Source organism: Pseudomonas rossensis (genome assembly GCF_039888995.1).
Taxonomy (GTDB): Bacteria; Pseudomonadota; Gammaproteobacteria; order Pseudomonadales; family Pseudomonadaceae; genus Aquipseudomonas; species Aquipseudomonas rossensis.
In genome coordinates, this window is the sequence record NZ_JBBWCB010000014.1 from 1 (window position 1) to 21,142 (window position 21,142).

Annotated in this window: 17 protein-coding genes and 4 tRNA genes; all 21 read left to right on the forward strand. The window is 54.6% G+C overall.

All coding sequences use genetic code 11. The annotated features are described in order from the left end of the window. The first annotated feature begins 194 nt into the window (after nucleotides 1–194). Nucleotides 195–1,154, forward strand: a complete 960-nt coding sequence (birA, locus tag WLY71_RS06240) for a bifunctional biotin--[acetyl-CoA-carboxylase] ligase/biotin operon repressor BirA (RefSeq protein ID WP_347802906.1) — start codon at nucleotides 195–197, stop codon at nucleotides 1,152–1,154. Then, complete coding sequence (locus tag WLY71_RS06245; protein ID WP_347802907.1) at nucleotides 1,144–1,893, forward strand: pantothenate kinase; 750 nt, start codon at nucleotides 1,144–1,146, stop codon at nucleotides 1,891–1,893. The genes birA and WLY71_RS06245 overlap by 11 nt, the downstream gene beginning before the upstream one ends. A 7-nt stretch (nucleotides 1,894–1,900) precedes the next feature. Next, nucleotides 1,901–2,341: a hypothetical protein gene (locus WLY71_RS06250; protein WP_347802908.1), complete on the forward strand. Its 441-nt coding sequence runs from the start codon at nucleotides 1,901–1,903 to the stop codon at nucleotides 2,339–2,341. Nucleotides 2,342–2,483: 142 nt separating this feature from the next. Next, a tRNA-Tyr gene (locus WLY71_RS06255) sits at nucleotides 2,484–2,568 on the forward strand. A 23-nt stretch (nucleotides 2,569–2,591) separates the two neighbouring features. Further along, a tRNA-Gly gene (locus WLY71_RS06260) sits at nucleotides 2,592–2,665 on the forward strand. Between the two features lie 26 nt (nucleotides 2,666–2,691). Next, a tRNA-Pro gene (locus WLY71_RS06265) sits at nucleotides 2,692–2,767 on the forward strand. Nucleotides 2,768–2,851: 84 nt separating this feature from the next. Further along, nucleotides 2,852–4,045: an elongation factor Tu gene (tuf, locus tag WLY71_RS06270; protein ID WP_019693885.1), complete on the forward strand. Its 1,194-nt coding sequence runs from the start codon at nucleotides 2,852–2,854 to the stop codon at nucleotides 4,043–4,045. A gap of 53 nt (nucleotides 4,046–4,098) precedes the next feature. Beyond that, nucleotides 4,099–4,174, forward strand: a tRNA-Trp gene (locus WLY71_RS06275). Between the two features lie 45 nt (nucleotides 4,175–4,219). Continuing rightward, nucleotides 4,220–4,588 (forward strand): preprotein translocase subunit SecE, encoded by a 369-nt coding sequence (gene secE, locus WLY71_RS06280; RefSeq protein ID WP_008145488.1) that lies wholly within the window; start codon nucleotides 4,220–4,222, stop codon nucleotides 4,586–4,588. Nucleotides 4,589–4,597: 9 nt separating this feature from the next. Then, entirely contained in the window at nucleotides 4,598–5,131 is a 534-nt protein-coding gene (nusG, locus tag WLY71_RS06285) for a transcription termination/antitermination protein NusG (RefSeq protein WP_007896622.1), read from the forward strand. Between the two features lie 117 nt (nucleotides 5,132–5,248). Further along, complete coding sequence (gene rplK, locus WLY71_RS06290) at nucleotides 5,249–5,680, forward strand: 50S ribosomal protein L11 (RefSeq protein WP_003210097.1); 432 nt, start codon at nucleotides 5,249–5,251, stop codon at nucleotides 5,678–5,680. Beyond that, a complete protein-coding gene (rplA, locus tag WLY71_RS06295; RefSeq protein ID WP_007896626.1) occupies nucleotides 5,680–6,375 on the forward strand; it encodes a 50S ribosomal protein L1 in 696 nt (231 codons plus the stop codon). Before rplK ends, rplA begins: the two co-directional genes overlap by 1 nt. Before the next feature lie 199 nt (nucleotides 6,376–6,574). Then, nucleotides 6,575–7,075 carry a 50S ribosomal protein L10 gene (rplJ, locus tag WLY71_RS06300; RefSeq protein WP_010467255.1) on the forward strand — a complete coding sequence of 167 codons (501 nt, stop codon included), beginning with the start codon at nucleotides 6,575–6,577 and terminating at the stop codon, nucleotides 7,073–7,075. An 80-nt stretch (nucleotides 7,076–7,155) separates the two neighbouring features. Beyond that, nucleotides 7,156–7,521, forward strand: a complete 366-nt coding sequence (gene rplL, locus WLY71_RS06305; protein ID WP_008145490.1) for a 50S ribosomal protein L7/L12 — start codon at nucleotides 7,156–7,158, stop codon at nucleotides 7,519–7,521. 220 nt (nucleotides 7,522–7,741) lie between these two features. After that, entirely contained in the window at nucleotides 7,742–11,815 is a 4,074-nt protein-coding gene (rpoB, locus tag WLY71_RS06310; protein WP_095131480.1) for a DNA-directed RNA polymerase subunit beta, read from the forward strand. A gap of 64 nt (nucleotides 11,816–11,879) precedes the next feature. After that, the gene (gene rpoC / locus WLY71_RS06315; protein WP_347802909.1) at nucleotides 11,880–16,079 is read left to right on the forward strand and encodes a DNA-directed RNA polymerase subunit beta'; all 4,200 of its coding nucleotides are present in this window, start codon (nucleotides 11,880–11,882) and stop codon (nucleotides 16,077–16,079) included. A 216-nt stretch (nucleotides 16,080–16,295) separates the two neighbouring features. Continuing rightward, nucleotides 16,296–16,667 carry a 30S ribosomal protein S12 gene (gene rpsL, locus WLY71_RS06320; RefSeq protein ID WP_002555494.1) on the forward strand — a complete coding sequence of 124 codons (372 nt, stop codon included), beginning with the start codon at nucleotides 16,296–16,298 and terminating at the stop codon, nucleotides 16,665–16,667. 118 nt (nucleotides 16,668–16,785) lie between these two features. Further along, nucleotides 16,786–17,256, forward strand: coding sequence for a 30S ribosomal protein S7 (gene rpsG / locus WLY71_RS06325; protein ID WP_002555493.1), 471 nt, complete (start codon nucleotides 16,786–16,788; stop codon nucleotides 17,254–17,256). Between the two features lie 30 nt (nucleotides 17,257–17,286). Further along, nucleotides 17,287–19,392 carry an elongation factor G gene (gene fusA, locus WLY71_RS06330; protein ID WP_347802910.1) on the forward strand — a complete coding sequence of 702 codons (2,106 nt, stop codon included), beginning with the start codon at nucleotides 17,287–17,289 and terminating at the stop codon, nucleotides 19,390–19,392. Nucleotides 19,393–19,423: 31 nt separating this feature from the next. Next, entirely contained in the window at nucleotides 19,424–20,617 is a 1,194-nt protein-coding gene (gene tuf, locus WLY71_RS06335) for an elongation factor Tu (RefSeq protein ID WP_201190746.1), read from the forward strand. A gap of 139 nt (nucleotides 20,618–20,756) precedes the next feature. Continuing rightward, nucleotides 20,757–21,068, forward strand: a complete 312-nt coding sequence (gene rpsJ / locus WLY71_RS06340; RefSeq protein WP_003186070.1) for a 30S ribosomal protein S10 — start codon at nucleotides 20,757–20,759, stop codon at nucleotides 21,066–21,068. The last annotated feature ends 74 nt before the right edge of the window (nucleotides 21,069–21,142 follow it).

Here is a 21,142-nt window from a genome sequence, read left to right on the forward strand (position 1 = left end):
CGATGCATCGCCGATGGTAGTGTGGGGTTTCCCCATGTGAGAGTAGGTCATCGTCAAGATTAAATTCCGAAACCCCTATCTGCGTATGCAGGTAGGGGTTTTGTTTTGTCCGCAGGAAAACTGACCTGTAGGGTTTCTATGCAATGGCGCGGGGCATGGCTATCATGCGGGCCTCATTGTGAGGCGAGACTTGCATGCTGACATTGTTAAAGCTTCTTAAGGATGGCCGATTCCATTCGGGTCAGGCCCTGGGTGTCGCCTTGGGTATCAGTCGTAGTGCCGTTTGGAAGCAGCTTCAGCATTTAGAAGCTGAGCTGGGATTATCCATTCATAAGGTGCGGGGTCGCGGATATCAACTGGCTGCGCCATTAACGCTGCTTGATCCTGTCGAGATAAAAGAGCGGGCGCCTTCTTGTGATTGGCCCATCCTGGTTTTTGATTCAATTGACTCCACTAATGCCGAGGCTTTGCGTGCCATAGAGCGGGGGCAGGCGGCACCCTTTCTGGTGCTTGCCGAACGACAAACTGCAGGTCGCGGGCGGCGTGGACGTAAATGGGCGAGTCCATTCGCGGAAAACATCTATTACAGCCTCGTGCTGCGTATTGAAGGTGGGATGCGTCAGCTGGAAGGCTTGAGTCTAGTTGTTGGGCTCGCCGTCATGCAGGCCCTCCGTGAGCTTGGTATTTCGGGGGCTGGATTGAAGTGGCCCAATGATGTTCTGGTTGGTCAGAAGAAGATCGCCGGGATATTGCTCGAGTTGGTGGGAGATCCTGCTGATGTGTGTCACGTTGTGCTGGGTGTGGGAATTAATGTGAACATGCAGATTACCGATGAGGTAGATCAGCAGTGGACGTCCATGCGGCTAGAGTCGGGCAAGGTGTTTGATCGAAATCACTTGGTCGGGGAGTTGGGCGCGATGCTCCAGGCATATCTGTGTCGTCATCAAGTCGACGGATTTTCAGCTATCCAGGCAGAGTGGGAGCAAAATCATCTCTGGCAGGGGCGGGCCGTTTCGTTGATCGCAGGTGTTAACCATATAGAAGGCGAAGTGCTGGGTATTGATAGTCAGGGTGCTCTGCGCTTGAAGGTGGGTGGTGTGGAAAAAGTCTTTAGTGGTGGTGAGCTCAGTCTGAGGTTGCGTGATGATTCTTGAGCTCGACTGCGGAAACAGTTTTATCAAGTGGCGTGTGCTCGACGCGGATGTTCGGCGGGTGGTTGGCGAGGGCGTCGTTGATTCGGATCTCGCTTTGTTGGAGAGCTTGAAAACGCTCAAGGGTCTCACTCTCAAGTTTTGTCGGTTGGTCAGTGTCAGGACTACCGATGAAACCAGTGCACTGATTTCTCTGCTGACAGAAGCTTTTGGTGTGTCGGTGGTATGTGCAGCGCCCTCCCGCGAAATGTCCGGGGTTCGTAATGGTTATGAGGAGTTCGAGCGGTTAGGGCTCGACCGTTGGCTGGCGATGCTTGGGGGATTCCAACTGGCTTCGGGTGCGTGCCTTGTGCTTGATTTTGGTACGGCAGTTACTGCGGACTTCATCTCTAGGGATGGAGAGCACCTCGGAGGATTTATATGCCCGGGAATGCCTCTGATGCGAAACCAATTGCGTACCCACACCCGTAGAATTCGTTATGGCGATCTAGCAGCCGAGCGCGCTATGGAAAGTCTCGTTCCTGGTCGGACAACTGTCGAAGCGGTCGAGCGGGGATGCTCGTTGATGCTGAGAGGCTTTGTCCTGACGCAGCTAGAGTTGGCGCGGAGCTATTGGGGGGATGATTTTGCTGTGTTCCTCACTGGAGGAGATGCAAACCTGGTTTCCGAGATCGTGCCTGAGGCCAGGGTTGTTCCTGATCTGGTGTTTGTAGGTTTGGCTATGGCGTGCCCCTTGTCCTGAGGTTTTTATGCGTTGGTTGTTTCTGCTGCTGCTTGTTCTCAATGTGTTCTATTACATCTGGCACCAACAAGAGGCTCCTCTGCGTGCGAAGGATGTAACCCCTTTGAGTTTGTATAGGGGGGCGCAGCAGGATATTCGCTTGTTGAGTGAGACAGCTGATGCGGCTCGTGATAGAGGAAAGTCTACCCAGGCAGGCGATGGTTGCCTTTATCTGGGCGGTTTTGCTCGTCAGGAAGCGGCTCAGGCGGTTGAGCGGCGATTGAGTGGCATGGAAATCAAGTTCGAGTCCTTGCTGAGGCCCCCCGCCGGGTCTGATGGTTACTGGGTGCGTGTGGCACCAGAAAGCCGGCGTTGGCTGGATGACTCGCAGCTGAAAAACCTTTCAAGAGAATTCAATGAGTTAAAACATAAAATAATGCCGTGCGAGGGGGTTGCACCCGCCGAATAGTTTGCATAGAATGGCGCCCGCTTCGCAGTGAAGACCTTTAATGGTTAATACCGCAAAGTGATGTCAACGCAGCTAACCTCAGGTTTTTAATGAGAAAATGCTTGACAGAAGGCTGGCATGATATAGAATGCCGGCTCGCTTAGGAGGGGTTCCCGAGCGGCCAAAGGGATCAGACTGTAAATCTGACGTCTACGACTTCGAAGGTTCGAATCCTTCCCCCTCCACCATTTTTAGCGAGAGCTGCAAGCTCGCGGGTATAGTTTAGTGGTAGAACCTCAGCCTTCCAAGCTGATGATGCGGGTTCGATTCCCGCTACCCGCTCCAAGTTTGCAGATCCTGCATAGCGTTACGCTCTTGTAGCTCAGTTGGTAGAGCACACCCTTGGGAAGGGTGAGGTCAGCGGTTCAAATCCGCTCAAGAGCTCCATATAACAAGGCAGATATGAAAATATCTGCCTTTGTTTTAATGGCTTGTTTGACCTGCTCAATTCTTCTCCTAGGGGTGATTTTGATGGCTAAGGAAAAGTTCGAACGTAATAAGCCACACGTCAACGTTGGTACCATTGGTCACGTCGATCACGGTAAAACCACTCTGACTGCTGCTTTGACCCGCGTCTGTTCCGAAGTTTTCGGTTCGGCAAAGGTTGACTTCGACAAGATCGATAGCGCCCCTGAAGAAAAAGCTCGTGGTATTACCATCAACACCGCTCACGTTGAGTACGATTCGGCTGTGCGTCACTACGCACATGTTGACTGTCCAGGTCACGCTGACTACGTAAAAAACATGATTACCGGTGCTGCCCAGATGGATGGCGCGATTCTGGTTTGCTCGGCCGCTGATGGTCCGATGCCGCAAACCCGTGAGCACATCCTTCTGTCTCGTCAGGTTGGCGTCCCGTACATCGTTGTCTTCCTGAATAAGGCTGACATGGTTGATGATGCTGAGTTGCTGGAACTGGTTGAGATGGAAGTGCGCGACCTGCTGAGCGCTTACGATTTCCCAGGTGATGACACTCCGATCATCATTGGTTCGGCGCTGATGGCGCTGAATGGTCAAGATGACAACGAGATGGGCACTACTGCCGTCAAGAAGTTGGTCGAGACTCTGGATAGCTACATTCCGCAGCCTGAGCGTGCTATTGATAAGCCGTTCCTGATGCCGATTGAGGATGTTTTCTCGATCTCCGGTCGCGGTACTGTTGTGACTGGTCGTGTTGAGCGTGGCATTGTCCGCATTCAGGAAGAAGTTGAGATTGTTGGTCTTCGTGACACTGTCAAAACTACTTGCACTGGTGTTGAGATGTTCCGCAAGCTGCTCGACGAAGGTCGTGCCGGCGAGAACTGCGGCGTATTGCTGCGTGGTACCAAGCGTGATGATGTTGAGCGTGGCCAGGTTCTGGTCAAGCCGGGTACTGTCAAGCCGCACACCAAGTTCACTGCAGAAGTTTACGTTCTGAGCAAGGAAGAAGGCGGTCGTCATACTCCGTTCTTCAAGGGTTACCGTCCGCAGTTCTACTTCCGTACCACGGACGTGACCGGTAACTGCGAATTGCCAGAAGGCGTTGAAATGGTAATGCCTGGTGACAACGTTCAGATGACTGTCACCCTGATCAAAACCATCGCGATGGAAGATGGGCTTCGCTTCGCTATCCGTGAGGGCGGTCGTACCGTCGGCGCTGGTGTCGTAGCTAAAGTCATCGAGTAAGTTGTTGTAATGTCTTTTTCGGGCCGGCATAATGGTCGGCCTGATTTTGTTTTAGGTCAGTAGCTCAATTGGCAGAGCGACGGTCTCCAAAACCGTAGGTTGGGGGTTCGATTCCCTCCTGACCTGCCAGATTCACTTGGTGTGTCTGGCTTTCTTTTCACAGGATCTTCATAGATGACTCCTAAAGCTGAAGCTCAAGGCTCTCGCTTCGATCTGCTCAAGTGGCTAGTAGTAGTCGCTTTGGTGGTTGTTGGCGTTGTTGGCAATCAGTATTACTCTGCTTCGCCGATCCTGTACCGCGTACTAGCTTTGCTCGCCATTGCTGCTGTAGCTGCCTTTGTAGGCCTGCAAACAGTCAAGGGCAAGTCTTTCTTTGTACTGGTTAAGGAAGCTCGTACCGAGATTCGTAAAGTCGTATGGCCAACTCGCCAAGAAACCACGCAGACCACGTTGATCGTTGTGGCTGTTGTACTGGTTATGGCGTTGCTGTTGTGGGGGCTTGATTCCCTGCTCGGCTGGCTTGTTTCCTTGATTGTCGGCTAAGGGTGTCCCGTGGCTAAGCGTTGGTACGTTGTGCATGCTTACTCGGGTTACGAGAAGCATGTCATGCGCTCGTTGGTAGAGCGCGTAAAGCTGGCTGGCATGGAAGATGGCTTTGGCGAAATTCTGGTTCCCACTGAAGAAGTGGTTGAAATGCGTAATGGCCAGAAACGCAAAAGCGAGCGCAAGTTCTTCCCAGGTTATGTGCTGGTTCAGATGGACATGAATGAGGGTACCTGGCACTTGGTCAAGGATACTCCTCGGGTGATGGGTTTTATCGGCGGTACTGCTGATAAGCCTGCACCTATCACAGATAAAGAGGCAGAAGCGATTCTGCGTCGCGTTGCTGATGGTAGCGACAAGCCGAAGCCGAAGACGTTGTTCGAGCCAGGTGAGTCGGTGCGTGTCAATGACGGTCCGTTTGCCGACTTTACTGGCACGGTCGAAGAAGTTAACTACGAGAAGAGCCGGATCCAAGTGGCAGTGCTCATTTTCGGTCGCTCTACTCCGGTAGAGCTAGAGTTCAGCCAGGTCGAAAAAGTCTAGCTGAGCAAGCATCCCAACCCCGCAGCCCTAGGCTGTGGGGTTTTGTCGTCACTGGGATAAACGCGCAAGTAACCGGGGAGCCTTTCGAGGCGTTCGAACCCGTAATTGGAGTGCCTCATGGCCAAGAAGATTACCGCTTACATCAAGCTGCAAGTGAAGGCCGCTCAGGCTAACCCAAGCCCACCTGTTGGTCCTGCTCTGGGTCAGCACGGCGTGAACATCATGGAATTCTGCAAGGCTTTCAACGCCCGTACTCAGGGTATTGAGCCAGGTCTGCCGACTCCAGTGATCATCACTGTCTACAGCGACCGTAGCTTCACTTTCGAAACCAAGTCCACACCTGCTTCGGTTCTGCTGAAGAAAGCTGCTGGTCTGACTAGCGGTTCCGCTCGTCCGAACACCGTTAAGGTTGGCACCGTTACCCGTGCTCAGCTGGAAGAAATCGCGAAAACCAAAAACGCGGATCTGACTGCAGCTGATATGGACGCGGCCGTGCGTACTATCGCCGGTTCTGCTCGTAGCATGGGCCTTAACGTGGAGGGTGTGTAATGGCTAAGTTGACCAAGCGTCAAAAGGCTATCGCCGGCAAAATCGAAGCAGGCAAGTCCTACAACTTTGTAGACGCTGCTGCTTTGCTGGCTGAGCTGTCGACCGTCAAGTTCAGCGAGTCGTTTGACGTTGCTGTAAACTTGGGTGTTGACCCGCGTAAATCCGACCAGGTCGTTCGTAGCGCTACTGTGCTGCCACACGGCACTGGCAAGACCGTTCGCGTTGCTGTGTTCACCCAGGGTCCAGCTGCTGAGGCCGCTTTGGCTGCCGGCGCTGACCGTGTAGGTATGGACGATCTGGCTGCCGAAATGAAAGGCGGCGACCTGAACTATGACGTAGTTATCGCATCCCCGGATGCAATGCGCGTTGTTGGTCAGTTGGGTCAGATCCTGGGCCCACGTGGCCTGATGCCTAACCCTAAAGTCGGCACCGTAACGCCAGACGTAGCTACCGCGGTTAAGAACGCCAAGGCTGGTCAGGTTCGTTATCGCACCGACAAAAACGGCATCATCCACACCTCCGTTGGCAAGGTTGGTTTCGACGCCGTCAAGCTGAAAGAAAACGTTGAAGCGCTGATCGCTGATCTGAAGCGTATCAAGCCAGCTTCCTCGAAAGGTATTTACGTCAAGCGCGTTACCCTGAGCACCACCATGGGTCCAGGCCTGGTCATCGACCAAGGCTCGCTCGACGCGTAAGACACAAGGTTGGCGCAAGCGATTGCGCCAATTGGAAGATTGGGGTCCCTGCCTGGCGGGGGCTATCCAAGACCGTAGGCGACGCAAGTCTTAAACCTCAAGCCTACGCAGATGGTGCTCCCGGTTCCTTACCGAATCAGACACCAAAACGACATCTGGCCTCGGTTGGATGAAACGGTAACAAGCAGGAGTTTTTCCCGTGGCAATTAAACTTGAAGACAAGAAGGCCATCGTCGCTGAAGTCAACAAGGCTGCCCAAGTTGCTCTGTCCGCTGTCGTGGCTGATGCCCGTGGCGTAACAGTAGGCGCTATGACCGGACTCCGTAAAGAGGCTCGTGAAGCTGGCGTTTACGTACGTGTTGTACGTAACACTCTGCTCAAGCGCGCCGTTGCTGGCACTCAATATGACGTGCTCAACGACGTGTTCACCGGCCCGACCTTGATTGCATTCTCCAAAGAACATCCGGGCGCTGCTGCTCGTATCTTCAAAGAGTTCGCAAAAGGTCAGGATAAGTTCGAGATCAAGGCAGCTGCGTTCGAGGGCAAGTTCCTCGCAGCTAATCAGATCGACGTACTGGCAAGCCTGCCGACCCGTGACGAAGCAATTTCTCAGCTGATGAGCGTGATTCAAGGCGCAACCAGCAAATTGGCTCGTACTCTGGCGGCTCTTCGCGACCAGAAAGAAGCTGCCGCAGCCTAAGGCTGAGCGACTCCTTTCAGCGTTTATTGTTTATTTCGATGGCCGCGTAGGCTGTCACCCCAATACAGGAATTTATAGTCATGTCTCTGACTAACGACCAAATCATCGAAGCAATCGGCGAAAAATCCGTTCTGGAAATCGTTGAGCTGATCAAGGCCATGGAAGAGAAGTTCGGCGTTTCCGCTGCCGCTGCTTCCGCTGGTCCAGCTGCTGTCGCTGCCGTTGTTGAAGAACAAACTGAATTCAACGTCATGCTGCTGGAAGCTGGCGAGAAGAAAGTTAACGTGATCAAGGCAGTACGTGAACTGACCGGTCTGGGCCTGAAAGAAGCCAAGGCTGTAGTTGACGGCGCTCCTGGCGTCGTTCTGGAAGCTGTTTCGAAAGACGCAGCTGACAAAGCAAAAGCCACTCTGGAAGAAGCAGGCGCTAAAGTCGAGCTGAAGTAAGCATCGACTTTGCGTCTCCAGCCCGAGCGTTAAGCGAAAGGCTGATGGCTGGTGGCTCTTGCCACCGGCCTTTTTCCGTTATTGGCAGCCGACTGGGTCGGTGTTGATAACGAGCTGTAACCACCCGATGCGGTGGCGCAAACCATGGGGTTTGCACGATTTTCTGGCTGCTCCCGTCGGGAGGGGCCAAACAAGCAGGTGACCAAGCTGGGGAACGCTGATGGCTTACTCATATACTGAGAAAAAACGTATCCGCAAGGACTTTAGCAAGTTGCCGGACGTCATGGATGTGCCGTACCTCCTGGCCATCCAGCTGGATTCGTATCGTGAATTCTTGCAAGCGGGAGCGACTAAAGATCAGTTCCGCGACGTGGGCCTGCATGCGGCCTTCAAATCCGTTTTCCCGATCATCAGCTACTCCGGCAATGCTGCGCTGGAGTACGTCGGTTATCGCCTGGGCGAACCGGCATTTGATGTCAAAGAATGCGTATTGCGCGGTGTAACTTACGCCGTACCTTTGCGGGTAAAAGTGCGCCTGATCATTTTCGACAAAGAATCGTCGAACAAAGCGATCAAGGACATCAAAGAGCAAGAAGTCTACATGGGTGAAATCCCCCTGATGACTGAGAACGGTACCTTTGTAATCAACGGTACCGAGCGTGTAATCGTTTCCCAGCTGCACCGTTCCCCGGGCGTGTTCTTCGACCACGACCGTGGCAAGACGCACAGCTCCGGCAAACTGTTGTATTCGGCGCGGATCATTCCTTACCGCGGTTCGTGGTTGGACTTTGAGTTCGACCCGAAAGACTGCGTATTCGTGCGTATCGACCGTCGTCGCAAGCTGCCTGCATCGGTACTGCTGCGCGCGCTCGGCTATACCACTGAAGAAGTGCTCGACGCGTTCTACACCACCAACGTCTTCCACGTGCAAGGTGAAAACCTCAGCCTGGAACTGGTGCCTCACCGCCTGCGTGGTGAAATTGCTGTCCTAGATATCCTGGATGACAAAGGCAAGGTTATTGTCGAGCAAGGTCGTCGTATCACTGCTCGCCACATCAACCAGCTGGAAAAAGCCGGGATCAAAGAGCTGCAAGTGCCTCTGGACTACGTCCTGGGTCGCACTACCGCCAAGGTCATCGTGCATCCGGCAACCGGCGAAATCCTGGCAGAGTGCAACACCGAGCTGAACACCGAGATCCTGGCAAAAATCGCCAAGTCCCAGGTTGTTCGCATCGAAACTCTGTACACCAACGATATCGACTGCGGTCCGTTCGTCTCTGACACTCTGAAGATCGACTCCACCAGCAACCAATTGGAAGCGCTGGTCGAGATCTATCGCATGATGCGTCCAGGCGAGCCGCCAACCAAAGACGCTGCCGAGACTCTGTTCAACAACCTGTTCTTCAGTCCTGAGCGCTATGACCTGTCTGCGGTCGGCCGGATGAAGTTCAACCGTCGTATCGGTCGTACCGAGATCGAAGGTTCGGGCGTGCTGTGCAAAGAAGACATCGTTGCGGTGCTGAAGACTCTGGTCGACATCCGTAACGGTAAAGGCATCGTCGATGACATCGACCACCTGGGTAACCGTCGTGTTCGCTGCGTAGGCGAAATGGCCGAGAACCAGTTCCGCGTTGGCCTGGTACGTGTTGAGCGTGCGGTCAAAGAGCGTCTGTCGATGGCTGAAAGCGAAGGCCTGATGCCGCAAGACCTGATCAACGCCAAGCCAGTGGCTGCGGCGGTGAAAGAGTTCTTCGGTTCCAGCCAGCTTTCCCAGTTCATGGACCAGAACAACCCGTTGTCCGAGATCACCCACAAGCGTCGTGTTTCTGCACTCGGCCCTGGCGGTTTGACTCGTGAACGTGCTGGCTTTGAAGTTCGTGACGTACACCCGACTCACTACGGTCGTGTATGCCCGATTGAAACGCCGGAAGGTCCGAACATCGGTCTGATCAACTCCCTGGCCGCTTATGCGCGCACCAACCAGTACGGCTTCCTCGAAAGCCCGTACCGTGTGGTGAAAGACGCTCTGGTCACCGACGAGATCGTGTTCCTGTCCGCCATCGAAGAAGCTGATCACGTGATCGCTCAGGCTTCGGCCACGATGAACGACAAGAAAATGCTGATCGACGAGCTGGTAGCTGTTCGTCACTTGAACGAGTTCACCGTCAAGGCGCCGGAAGACGTCACCTTGATGGACGTTTCTCCGAAGCAGGTAGTTTCGGTTGCAGCGTCGCTGATCCCGTTCCTCGAGCACGATGACGCCAACCGTGCGTTGATGGGTTCGAACATGCAGCGTCAAGCTGTACCAACCCTGCGCGCTGACAAGCCGCTGGTCGGTACTGGCATGGAGCGTAACGTAGCTCGTGACTCCGGCGTTTGCGTCGTGGCTCGTCGTGGTGGCGTTATCGATTCCGTCGACGCCAGCCGTATCGTGGTTCGTGTTGCTGATGATGAAGTTGAAACCGGTGAAGCTGGTGTCGACATCTACAACCTGACCAAATACACCCGCTCCAACCAGAACACCTGCATCAACCAGCGTCCGCTGGTGCGTAAAGGTGATCGGGTTCAGCGTAGCGACATCATGGCTGATGGCCCGTCCACCGACATGGGTGAACTGGCGCTGGGTCAGAACATGCGCATCGCGTTCATGGCCTGGAACGGTTACAACTTCGAAGACTCCATCTGCCTGTCGGAACGAGTTGTTCAAGAAGACCGCTTTACCACGATCCACATTCAGGAACTGACCTGTGTGGCACGTGACACCAAGCTTGGGCCAGAGGAAATCACTGCAGACATCCCGAACGTGGGTGAGGCTGCACTGAACAAGCTGGACGAAGCGGGTATCGTTTACGTAGGTGCTGAAGTTGGCGCAGGCGACATCCTGGTTGGTAAGGTCACTCCGAAAGGCGAGACTCAACTGACTCCGGAAGAAAAACTGCTGCGTGCCATCTTCGGTGAAAAAGCCAGCGACGTTAAAGACACCTCCCTGCGCGTGCCTACCGGCACCAAGGGTACCGTCATCGACGTACAGGTCTTCACCCGCGACGGCGTTGAGCGTGATGCTCGTGCACTGTCGATCGAGAAGACTCAACTCGACGAGATCCGCAAGGACCTGAACGAAGAGTTCCGTATCGTTGAAGGCGCCACTTTCGAACGTCTGCGTTCCGCTCTGGTCGGCCACAAAGCCGAAGGCGGCGCCGGTCTGAAGAAAGGTCAGGAAATCACCGACGAAGTTCTCGACGGTCTTGAGCATGGTCAGTGGTTCAAACTGCGCATGGCTGAAGATGCTCTGAACGAGCAGCTCGAGAAGGCTCAGGCCTACATCGTTGATCGCCGCCGTCTGCTGGACGACAAGTTCGAAGACAAGAAGCGCAAACTGCAGCAGGGCGATGACCTGGCTCCAGGCGTGCTGAAAATCGTCAAGGTTTACCTGGCAATCCGTCGCCGCATCCAGCCGGGCGACAAGATGGCCGGTCGTCACGGTAACAAAGGTGTGGTCTCCGTGATCATGCCGGTTGAAGACATGCCGCACGATGCCAATGGCACCCCGGTCGACGTCGTCCTCAACCCGTTGGGCGTACCTTCGCGTATGAACGTTGGTCAGATCCTTGAAACCCACCTCGGCCTCGCGGCTAAAGGTCTGGGCGAGAAGATCAACCGGATGATCGAAGAGCAGCGCAAAGTCGCTGAGCTTCGTAAATTCCTCGACGAGATCTACAACCAGATCGGCGGTCGTAACGAGGATCTGGATAGCTTCTCCGACCAGGAAATCCTGGATCTGGCGAAGAACCTGCGTGGCGGTGTTCCAATGGCCACTCCAGTGTTCGACGGCGCCAAGGAAAGCGAAATCAAGGCCATGCTGAAACTGGCAGATCTGCCAGAAAGCGGCCAGATGCAGCTGACCGACGGCCGTACCGGCAACAAGTTCGAGCGCCCGGTTACTGTTGGCTACATGTACATGCTGAAGCTGAACCACTTGGTAGACGACAAGATGCACGCTCGTTCTACTGGTTCGTACAGCCTGGTTACCCAGCAGCCGCTGGGTGGTAAGGCGCAGTTCGGTGGTCAGCGTTTCGGGGAGATGGAGGTCTGGGCACTGGAAGCATACGGTGCTGCTTACACTCTGCAAGAAATGCTCACAGTGAAGTCGGACGATGTGAACGGCCGTACCAAGATGTACAAAAACATCGTGGATGGCGATCACCGTATGGAGCCGGGCATGCCCGAGTCTTTCAACGTGTTGATCAAGGAAATTCGTTCCCTCGGCATCGATATCGATCTGGAAACCGAATAACACGTGACGCGAATCGAGAGCGGGGCAGGATTGCCCGCTCTCTGCTCCGCCAGGAGGAAAGGCCTTGAAAGACCTACTGAATTTGCTGAAAAACCAGGGTCAAGTCGAAGAGTTCGACGCCATCCGTATTGGATTGGCATCGCCTGAGATGATCCGTTCGTGGTCGTTCGGTGAAGTTAAAAAGCCGGAAACCATCAACTACCGTACGTTCAAACCTGAGCGTGACGGCCTGTTCTGCGCCAAGATCTTTGGCCCGGTAAAGGATTACGAGTGCCTGTGCGGTAAGTACAAGCGCTTGAAGCATCGTGGCGTGATTTGCGAGAAGTGCGGCGTTGAAGTTGCACTGGCTAAAGTTCGTCGTGAGCGCATGGCACACATCGAACTGGCCTCGCCAGTTGCCCACATCTGGTTCCTGAAATCGCTGCCGTCCCGTATCGGCTTGCTGATGGACATGACCCTGCGTGATATCGAACGCGTTCTCTACTTCGAGAGCTATGTCGTTATCGATCCAGGCATGACCACCCTTGAAAAAGGTCAGTTGCTCAACGACGAGCAGTATTTCGAAGCGCTGGAAGAGTTCGGCGACGATTTCGATGCCCGCATGGGTGCCGAAGCTGTCCGTGAACTGTTGCACGCTATCGACCTGGAACACGAGATTGGCCGTCTGCGTGAAGAAATTCCGCAAACCAACTCCGAAACCAAAATCAAGAAGCTGTCCAAGCGTCTGAAGTTGATGGAAGCCTTCCAGGGTTCCGGCAACCTTCCAGAATGGATGGTGCTGACCGTTCTGCCGGTTCTGCCGCCAGATCTGCGTCCACTGGTCCCGCTGGATGGCGGTCGCTTCGCGACTTCCGACCTCAACGATCTGTATCGTCGAGTGATCAACCGTAACAACCGCTTGAAGCGCCTGCTTGATCTGTCCGCTCCGGACATCATCGTGCGCAACGAAAAGCGTATGTTGCAGGAAGCCGTCGACGCATTGCTCGACAACGGTCGTCGTGGCCGCGCTATCACCGGTTCCAACAAGCGTCCTTTGAAATCCCTGGCTGACATGATCAAGGGTAAACAAGGTCGTTTCCGTCAGAACTTGCTCGGTAAGCGTGTTGACTACTCTGGTCGTTCGGTAATTACCGTAGGTCCGACCCTGCGTCTGCACCAGTGCGGTCTGCCGAAGAAGATGGCTCTCGAGCTGTTCAAGCCGTTCATTTTCGGCAAGCTGGAAATGCGTGGTCTCGCTACCACCATCAAAGCTGCCAAGAAGATGGTTGAGCGCGAGTTGCCAGAGGTTTGGGACGTTCTCGCTGAAGTAATCCGCGAACACCCGGTTCTCCTCAACCGTGCACCGACCCTTCACCGTCTGGGTATCCAGGCGTTTGAACCGGTACTGATCGAAGGTAAAGCTATCCAGCTGCACCCTCTGGTCTGTGCTGCGTACAACGCCGACTTCGACGGCGACCAAATGGCCGTGCACGTACCGCTGACACTGGAAGCCCAGTTGGAAGCGCGTGCGTTGATGATGTCGACCAACAACATTCTGTCGCCAGCCAACGGTGAGCCAATCATCGTTCCGTCGCAGGACGTTGTATTGGGTCTGTACTACATGACTCGTGAAGCGATCAACGCCAAGGGCGAAGGTCGTGTGTTCGCGGATCTGCAAGAAGTTGACCGTGTGTTCCGTGCTGGCGAAGCCGCACTGCACGCCAAGGTCAAAGTGCGGATCAACGAAACCGTCAACGATCGTGATGGCGGCAGCGTCAAGAACACCCGTATTGTCGACACCACTGTCGGCCGTGCGCTGTTGTTCCAGGTTGTTCCACCTGGCCTGTCGTACGACGTCGTCAACCAGCCGATGAAGAAAAAGGCGATCTCCAAGCTGATCAACCAGTGCTACCGCGTGGTTGGTTTGAAAGAGACCGTGATCTTCGCTGACCAGTTGATGTACACCGGTTTTGCCTATTCGACCATTTCCGGCGTTTCCATCGGTGTTAACGACTTCGTTATCCCGGATGAAAAAGCCCGCATCATCAGTGCTGCCACTGATGAAGTGAAAGAGATCGAAAGTCAGTACGCCTCCGGCCTGGTAACCCAGGGCGAGAAGTACAACAAAGTGATCGACCTTTGGTCCAAGGCGAACGACGAAGTTTCCAAGGCGATGATGGCCAACCTCTCGAAAGAGAAAGTCATCGACCGTCATGGCGTCGAAGTCGACCAGGAATCCTTCAACTCGATGTACATGATGGCCGACTCGGGCGCACGGGGTTCTGCTGCGCAGATCCGTCAGCTCGCCGGTATGCGTGGCCTGATGGCCAAGCCGGACGGTTCCATCATCGAAACGCCGATTACTGCGAACTTCCGTGAAGGTTTGAGCGTACTTCAGTACTTCATCTCCACTCACGGTGCTCGTAAAGGTTTGGCGGATACCGCGTTGAAAACTGCGAACTCCGGTTACCTGACTCGTCGTCTGGTAGACGTGGCGCAGGATCTGGTAGTAACCGAGATCGATTGCGGCACCGAACATGGCCTGGTAATGACTCCGCACATTGAAGGCGGTGACGTTGTTGAGCCGTTGGGTGAGCGCGTATTGGGTCGTGTTATTGCCCGTGACGTGTACAAGCCAGGTACCGAGGAAATCATCGTTCCTGCCGGCACGCTGGTAGATGAGAAGTGGGTTGAGTTCATCGAGCTGAACAGCATCGATGAAGTGATCGTGCGTTCGCCGATCAGCTGTGAAACGCGCTACGGCATTTGCGCCAAGTGCTACGGCCGTGACTTGGCTCGTGGCCACCAGGTGAACATCGGTGAAGCGGTCGGCGTTATCGCTGCCCAGTCCATCGGTGAGCCGGGTACCCAGCTGACCATGCGTACGTTCCACATCGGTGGTGCGGCAAGCCGGACCTCCGCAGCCGACAGCGTTCAGGTGAAGAATGGCGGTACCGTCCGTCTGCACAACCTGAAGCACGTTGAGCGAGTAGATGGTTGCCTGGTTGCTGTGTCCCGTTCCGGTGAGCTGGCGATCGCTGATGACTTCGGTCGTGAGCGCGAGCGTTACAAGCTGCCGTACGGTGCTGTGATTTCGGTTAAAGAAGGTGACAAGGTCGACGCTGGCGCAATCGTGGCCAAGTGGGATCCGCACACTCACCCAATCGTTACCGAAATGAAAGGTACCGTGACCTACGTGGGCATGGAAGAAGGCATCACGATCAAGCGTCAGACTGACGAATTGACCGGTATGACCAACATTGAAGTACTCGACGCCAAAGATCGTCCAGCTGCCGGTAAAGATATCCGTCCTGCGGTGAAGATGGTTGATGACAACGGCAAGGATCTCTTGCTGCCGGGTACTGACGTAATTGCTCAGTACTTCCTGCCTGCTAACGCCCTGGTTGGTGTAGCGGATGGTGCGAAGATTGCGATCGGTGATGTTATCGCTCGTATCCCGCAAGAGACTTCGAAGACCCGTGACATCACCGGTGGTCTGCCACGTGTTGCCGACTTGTTCGAAGCGCGTCGTCCGAAAGAAGCCTCGATTCTGGCTGAAGTCAGCGGCACCATCGCGTTTGGTAAAGAGACCAAAGGCAAACGCCGTCTGGTTATCACTCCGAACGACGGCACCGATCCGTACGAAGAGCTGATTCCGAAGTGGCGTCACCTGAACGTCTTCGAAGGCGAACAGGTAAACCGCGGCGAAGTTATCTCCGACGGCCCGAGCGATCCACACGACATCCTGCGTCTGCTGGGTGTGAGTGCGCTGGCCAAGTACATCGTGAACGAGATTCAGGACGTTTATCGTCTGCAAGGCGTGAAAATCAACGACAAGCACATCGAGACCATCCTGCGTCAGATGTTGCGCAAGGTTGAAATCGCTGAATCCGGCGACTCGACTTTCATCAAGGGCGACCAGATGGAGTTGACTCACGTTCTGGTAGAGAACGAGCGTCTGGCTGGCGACGAGAAATTCGTTTCCAAGTTCACTCGCGTGCTGCTGGGTATCACCAAGGCGTCGTTGTCCACCGAATCGTTCATCTCGGCGGCTTCCTTCCAGGAAACCACTCGCGTACTGACCGAAGCGGCGGTAACCGGCAAGCGCGATTACCTGCGCGGCCTGAAAGAAAACGTGGTCGTGGGTCGTCTGATCCCGGCTGGTACCGGTCTGGCTTATCACAGCGAGCGCAAGCGCCGCCGTGATGCTGACAAACCGTTGCGCGTAAGCGCCAGTGAAGTGGAAGCTGCACTGACCGAAGCGCTGAACTCGAGCGGTAACTGAGTTCTGCGGTAAATGAGCGTAAGGCCCTGGCCATTCCGTTCATCGAATCGAGACAATTTGTCGAGGTTGGATGAGTGGGGAGGTCGGGGCCTTGCCTTGACTGGGGGCAAGATCCTCTTTAGACTCTTGTACCCCTAAATTTGGCGGGAATTCGTTCCTGCCATTTTGCTTTTCTTGCAAGACAATAGCGTCGCAAGACAACAGTGGAGCTAGTAGATGGCAACTATCAACCAGCTGGTACGTCAGCCGCGTAAGCGTATCGTCGAGAAATCCGACGTGCCTGCGCTGCAGAACTGCCCGCAACGTCGTGGCGTATGCACCCGTGTGTATACCACTACGCCGAAAAAACCTAACTCGGCACTGCGTAAAGTATGCCGTGTGCGTCTGACCAACGGTTTCGAGGTTTCCTCGTACATCGGTGGTGAAGGCCACAACCTGCAAGAGCACAGCGTGGTACTGATCCGCGGTGGTCGTGTAAAAGACTTGCCAGGTGTTCGTTACCACACCGTACGCGGTTCTTTGGATACTTCCGGCGTTAAAGGTCGTAACCAGGGTCGTTCGAAGTACGGTACCAAGAAGCCTAAGTAGTAGTGGCTTTTTGTAAAAACTGATTTTCTATTTTTCTGAGTCGATAAGAGTAAGGTCGGAGGCGTCCCGAAAGGGCACCGATTCCGAGCGAACCTGAAGACCGTTTGAGGGCTTATCCATGCCAAGAAGACGCGTAGCAGCCAAGCGCGAAGTGCTTGACGATCCAAAATACGGAAGCCAAATCCTGGCCAAGTTCATGAACCACGTAATGGAGAGCGGCAAGAAAGCCGTTGCCGAGCGTATCGTTTATGGCGCGCTGGAGAAGGTTAAAGAACGCAAGAACAGCGACCCCCTGGAAATCTTCGAGAAAGCTCTCGACGCCATCGCTCCGCTGGTCGAAGTAAAGTCGCGCCGTGTAGGCGGTGCTACTTACCAGGTTCCGGTTGAAGTTCGTCCGTCCCGTCGTAACGCCCTGGCAATGCGCTGGTTGGTAGACTTCGCCCGCAAGCGCGGCGAGAAGTCTATGGCTCTGCGTTTGGCTGGCGAACTGTTGGACGCTGCCGAAGGTAAAGGTGCTGCAGTTAAGAAGCGTGAAGACGTGCACCGTATGGCTGAAGCCAACAAGGCTTTCTCGCACTACCGCTTCTAATTTTAGCGTCACTAATTTTGCGAGGGCTTTATGGCTCGTACTACACCGATTAATCGCTACCGTAACATTGGTATCGTTGCTCACGTGGATGCTGGTAAAACCACCACCACCGAGCGCGTCCTTTTTTACACTGGCAAAAGTCACAAGATGGGCGAGGTGCATGACGGCGCCGCGACCACAGACTGGATGGTGCAGGAGCAGGAGCGTGGTATTACCATTACTTCTGCTGCTATTACCGCCTTCTGGCAGGGTTCCGAGAAGCAGCACAAAGACCAATACCGCTTCAACGTTATTGATACCCCGGGTCACGTTGACTTCACTATTGAAGTTGAACGTTCCCTGCGTGTACTCGATGGCGCGGTCGTTGTGTTCTGCGGCACCTCGGGTGTTGAGCCTCAGTCGGAAACCGTATGGCGTCAAGCCAACAAATACGGCGTTCCACGTCTTGTTTACGTAAACAAGATGGACCGTGCTGGTGCGAACTTCCTGCGCGTGATCGGTCAGATCAAGCAGCGTCTGGGTCACACTCCGGTGCCAATCCAGTTGGCTATCGGTTCCGAAGACAACTTCCAGGGTCAGATCGATCTGATGTCCATGGAAGCTGTTTACTGGAATGACGCTGACAAAGGCATGGTTCCAGTTCGCAAGCCTATCCCTGCTGAACTGCAGGAATTGGCTGACGAGTGGCGTGGCAATATGGTTGAGGCTGCGGCCGAAGCCAGCGAAGAGCTGATGAACAAGTACCTCGAAGGTGAAGAACTCACCAACGAGGAAATCAAGGCCGCTCTGCGTCAGCGTACTATCGCTGGTGAGATCGTTCTGGCTGTTTGCGGTTCTTCCTTCAAGAACAAGGGTGTTCCCCTGGTTCTCGACGCCGTTATCGATTACCTGCCTGCACCTGTCGATATTCCTGCCATCAAGGGTACTGACCCGGATGACGAGACTATCGAGCTGGAGCGTCATGCAGATGACAGCGAGCCGTTCTCCGCTCTGGCATTCAAAATTGCCACCGACCCATTCGTGGGTACTTTGACCTTCGTCCGTGTTTACTCGGGCGTGTTGAACTCCGGCGACGGCGTGATCAACTCGGTCAAAGGCAAGAAAGAGCGCGTGGGTCGTATGGTGCAAATGCACGCAAACGCCCGTGAAGAAATCAAGGAAGTACGCGCTGGTGATATCGCGGCCTTGATCGGCATGAAGGACGTCACCACTGGTGAAACTTTGTGCAACGGTGACAAGCCAATCATCCTGGTTCGTATGGACTTCCCGGAGCCGGTTATTTCGGTTGCCGTAGAGCCTAAGACCAAGGACGACCAGGAGAAAATGGGTGTCGCTCTGGGCAAACTTGCTCAGGAAGATCCATCTTTCCGCGTCAAGACTGATGAAGAGACTGGTCAAACGATCATCTCCGGCATGGGCGAGTTGCACCTGGACATCCTGGTTGACCGGATGCGCCGTGAGTTCAACGTCGAAGCCAACATCGGCAAGCCTCAGGTTTCCTATCGTGAGCGCATCACGAAGAACTGTGAAATCGAAGGTAAGTTCGTTCGTCAATCCGGCGGTCGTGGCCAGTTTGGTCACTGCTGGATTCGTTTTGCGCCTGCTGACGAAGGTCAGGAAGGTCTGCAATTCGTGAACGAAGTAGTGGGTGGTGTGGTTCCTAAGGAATACATCCCGGCTATCCAGAAGGGTATCGAAGAGCAGATGAAGAACGGCGTTGTCGCCGGCTATCCGCTGATCGGCCTGAAGGCTACCGTGTTTGATGGTTCCTACCACGACGTCGACTCCAACGAGATGGCGTTTAAGGTGGCTGCTTCCATGGCGACCAAGCAACTGGCCCAGAAGGGCGGTGGTGAGTTGCTTGAGCCGATCATGGCGGTAGAGGTTGTTACACCTGAAGACTATATGGGTGACGTGATGGGCGACCTTAACCGTCGTCGCGGCATGATCCTGGGTATGGAAGACACGGTTTCCGGCAAAGTGATTCGTGCCGAAGTTCCGTTGGGTGAAATGTTCGGTTATGCGACCGACGTTCGTTCCATGTCCCAAGGTCGCGCAAGCTACTCTATGGAATTCAAAAAATACAATACAGCTCCGTCGCATATCGTCGAAACTGTTACCAAAAAACAAGGCTGATTCAGCCCCTTTAGGCTAGGAGTTAATTGTCGTGGCTAAAGAAAAATTTGTACGTGACCTCCCGCACGTTAACGTTGGCACCATCGGTCACGTTGACCACGGTAAAACCACGCTGACCGCTGCTCTGACTCGCGTCTGCTCCGAAGTTTTCGGTTCGGCCGTTGTTGCTTTCGACAAGATCGACAGCGCTCCGGAAGAAAAGGCTCGTGGTATCACCATCAACACCGCGCACGTTGAATACAACTCGCTGATCCGTCACTACGCTCACGTTGACTGCCCAGGTCACGCTGACTATGTGAAGAACATGATCACCGGTGCTGCTCAGATGGACGGCGCTATCCTGGTTTGCTCGGCCGCTGATGGTCCGATGCCACAAACCCGCGAGCACATCCTGCTGTCCCGTCAGGTTGGCGTTCCGTACATCGTTGTCTTCCTGAACAAGGCTGACATGGTTGACGACGCTGAGCTGCTGGAGCTGGTTGAGATGGAAGTGCGCGATCTGCTGAGCACTTACGACTTCCCAGGTGACGACACTCCGATCATCATCGGTTCGGCTCTGATGGCTCTGAACGGCCAAGACGACAACGAAATGGGCACCACTGCCGTTCGTAAACTGGTTGAGACTCTGGACAGCTACATCCCAGATCCAGTTCGTGTTATCGACAAGCCGTTCCTGATGCCAATCGAAGACGTATTCTCGATCTCCGGTCGCGGTACTGTTGTAACTGGCCGTATCGAGCGCGGTATCGTCAAGGTTCAGGATTCGCTGGAAATCGTTGGTCTGCGTGACACCGTTGTCACCACCTGCACCGGCGTTGAAATGTTCCGTAAGCTGCTCGACGAAGGTCGTGCTGGCGAGAACTGCGGCGTGCTGCTGCGCGGCACCAAGCGTGACGACGTTGAGCGTGGCCAGGTTCTGGTCAAGCCAGGTTCGGTTAAGCCGCACACTACCTTCGAAGCTGAAGTGTACGTGTTGAGCAAAGAAGAAGGCGGTCGCCACACTCCGTTCTTCAAAGGCTACCGTCCACAGTTCTACTTCCGGACCACTGACGTGACCGGTAACTGCGAACTGCCGGAAGGCGTTGAAATGGTAATGCCGGGCGACAACATCAAAATGGTTGTCACCCTGATCAAAACCATCGCAATGGAAGATGGCCTGCGTTTCGCTATTCGTGAAGGCGGTCGTACCGTCGGCGCTGGCGTCGTAGCCAAAATCATCGCCTAAGCGTTGATTGATGAAAAAGCCCCCGCTTGCGGGGGCTTTTTTATTGGGTTGACACTCAGTTGGCCCGTCTATAGAATTGCGCCTCCTTTTAACGGGCGTATTGCGCTCGGTGGGAATAGCAGCCGGAGTCTGAAATCCAATGCAAAATCAGCAAATCCGTATCAGGTTGAAGGCTTTTGACCATCGCCTGATCGACCAATCCACCCAGGAAATCGTGGAAACCGCGAAACGTACTGGTGCTCAAGTGCGTGGTCCAATTCCACTGCCTACCCGTAAAGAGCGGTTCACCGTTCTGGTCTCCCCGCACGTCAACAAAGACGCGCGTGACCAGTACGAGATCCGTACTCATAAGCGCGTTCTGGACATCGTCCAGCCAACGGATAAAACCGTTGATGCGCTTATGAAGCTTGATCTTGCGGCCGGTGTGGAAGTGCAGATCAGCCTCGGCTAAGACTCGGTCTTAGTCGTGTAACGCTCTGAAATGGGCGGCCATAGCGGGTGAAAGCCCCGTACACTCATGAGGTT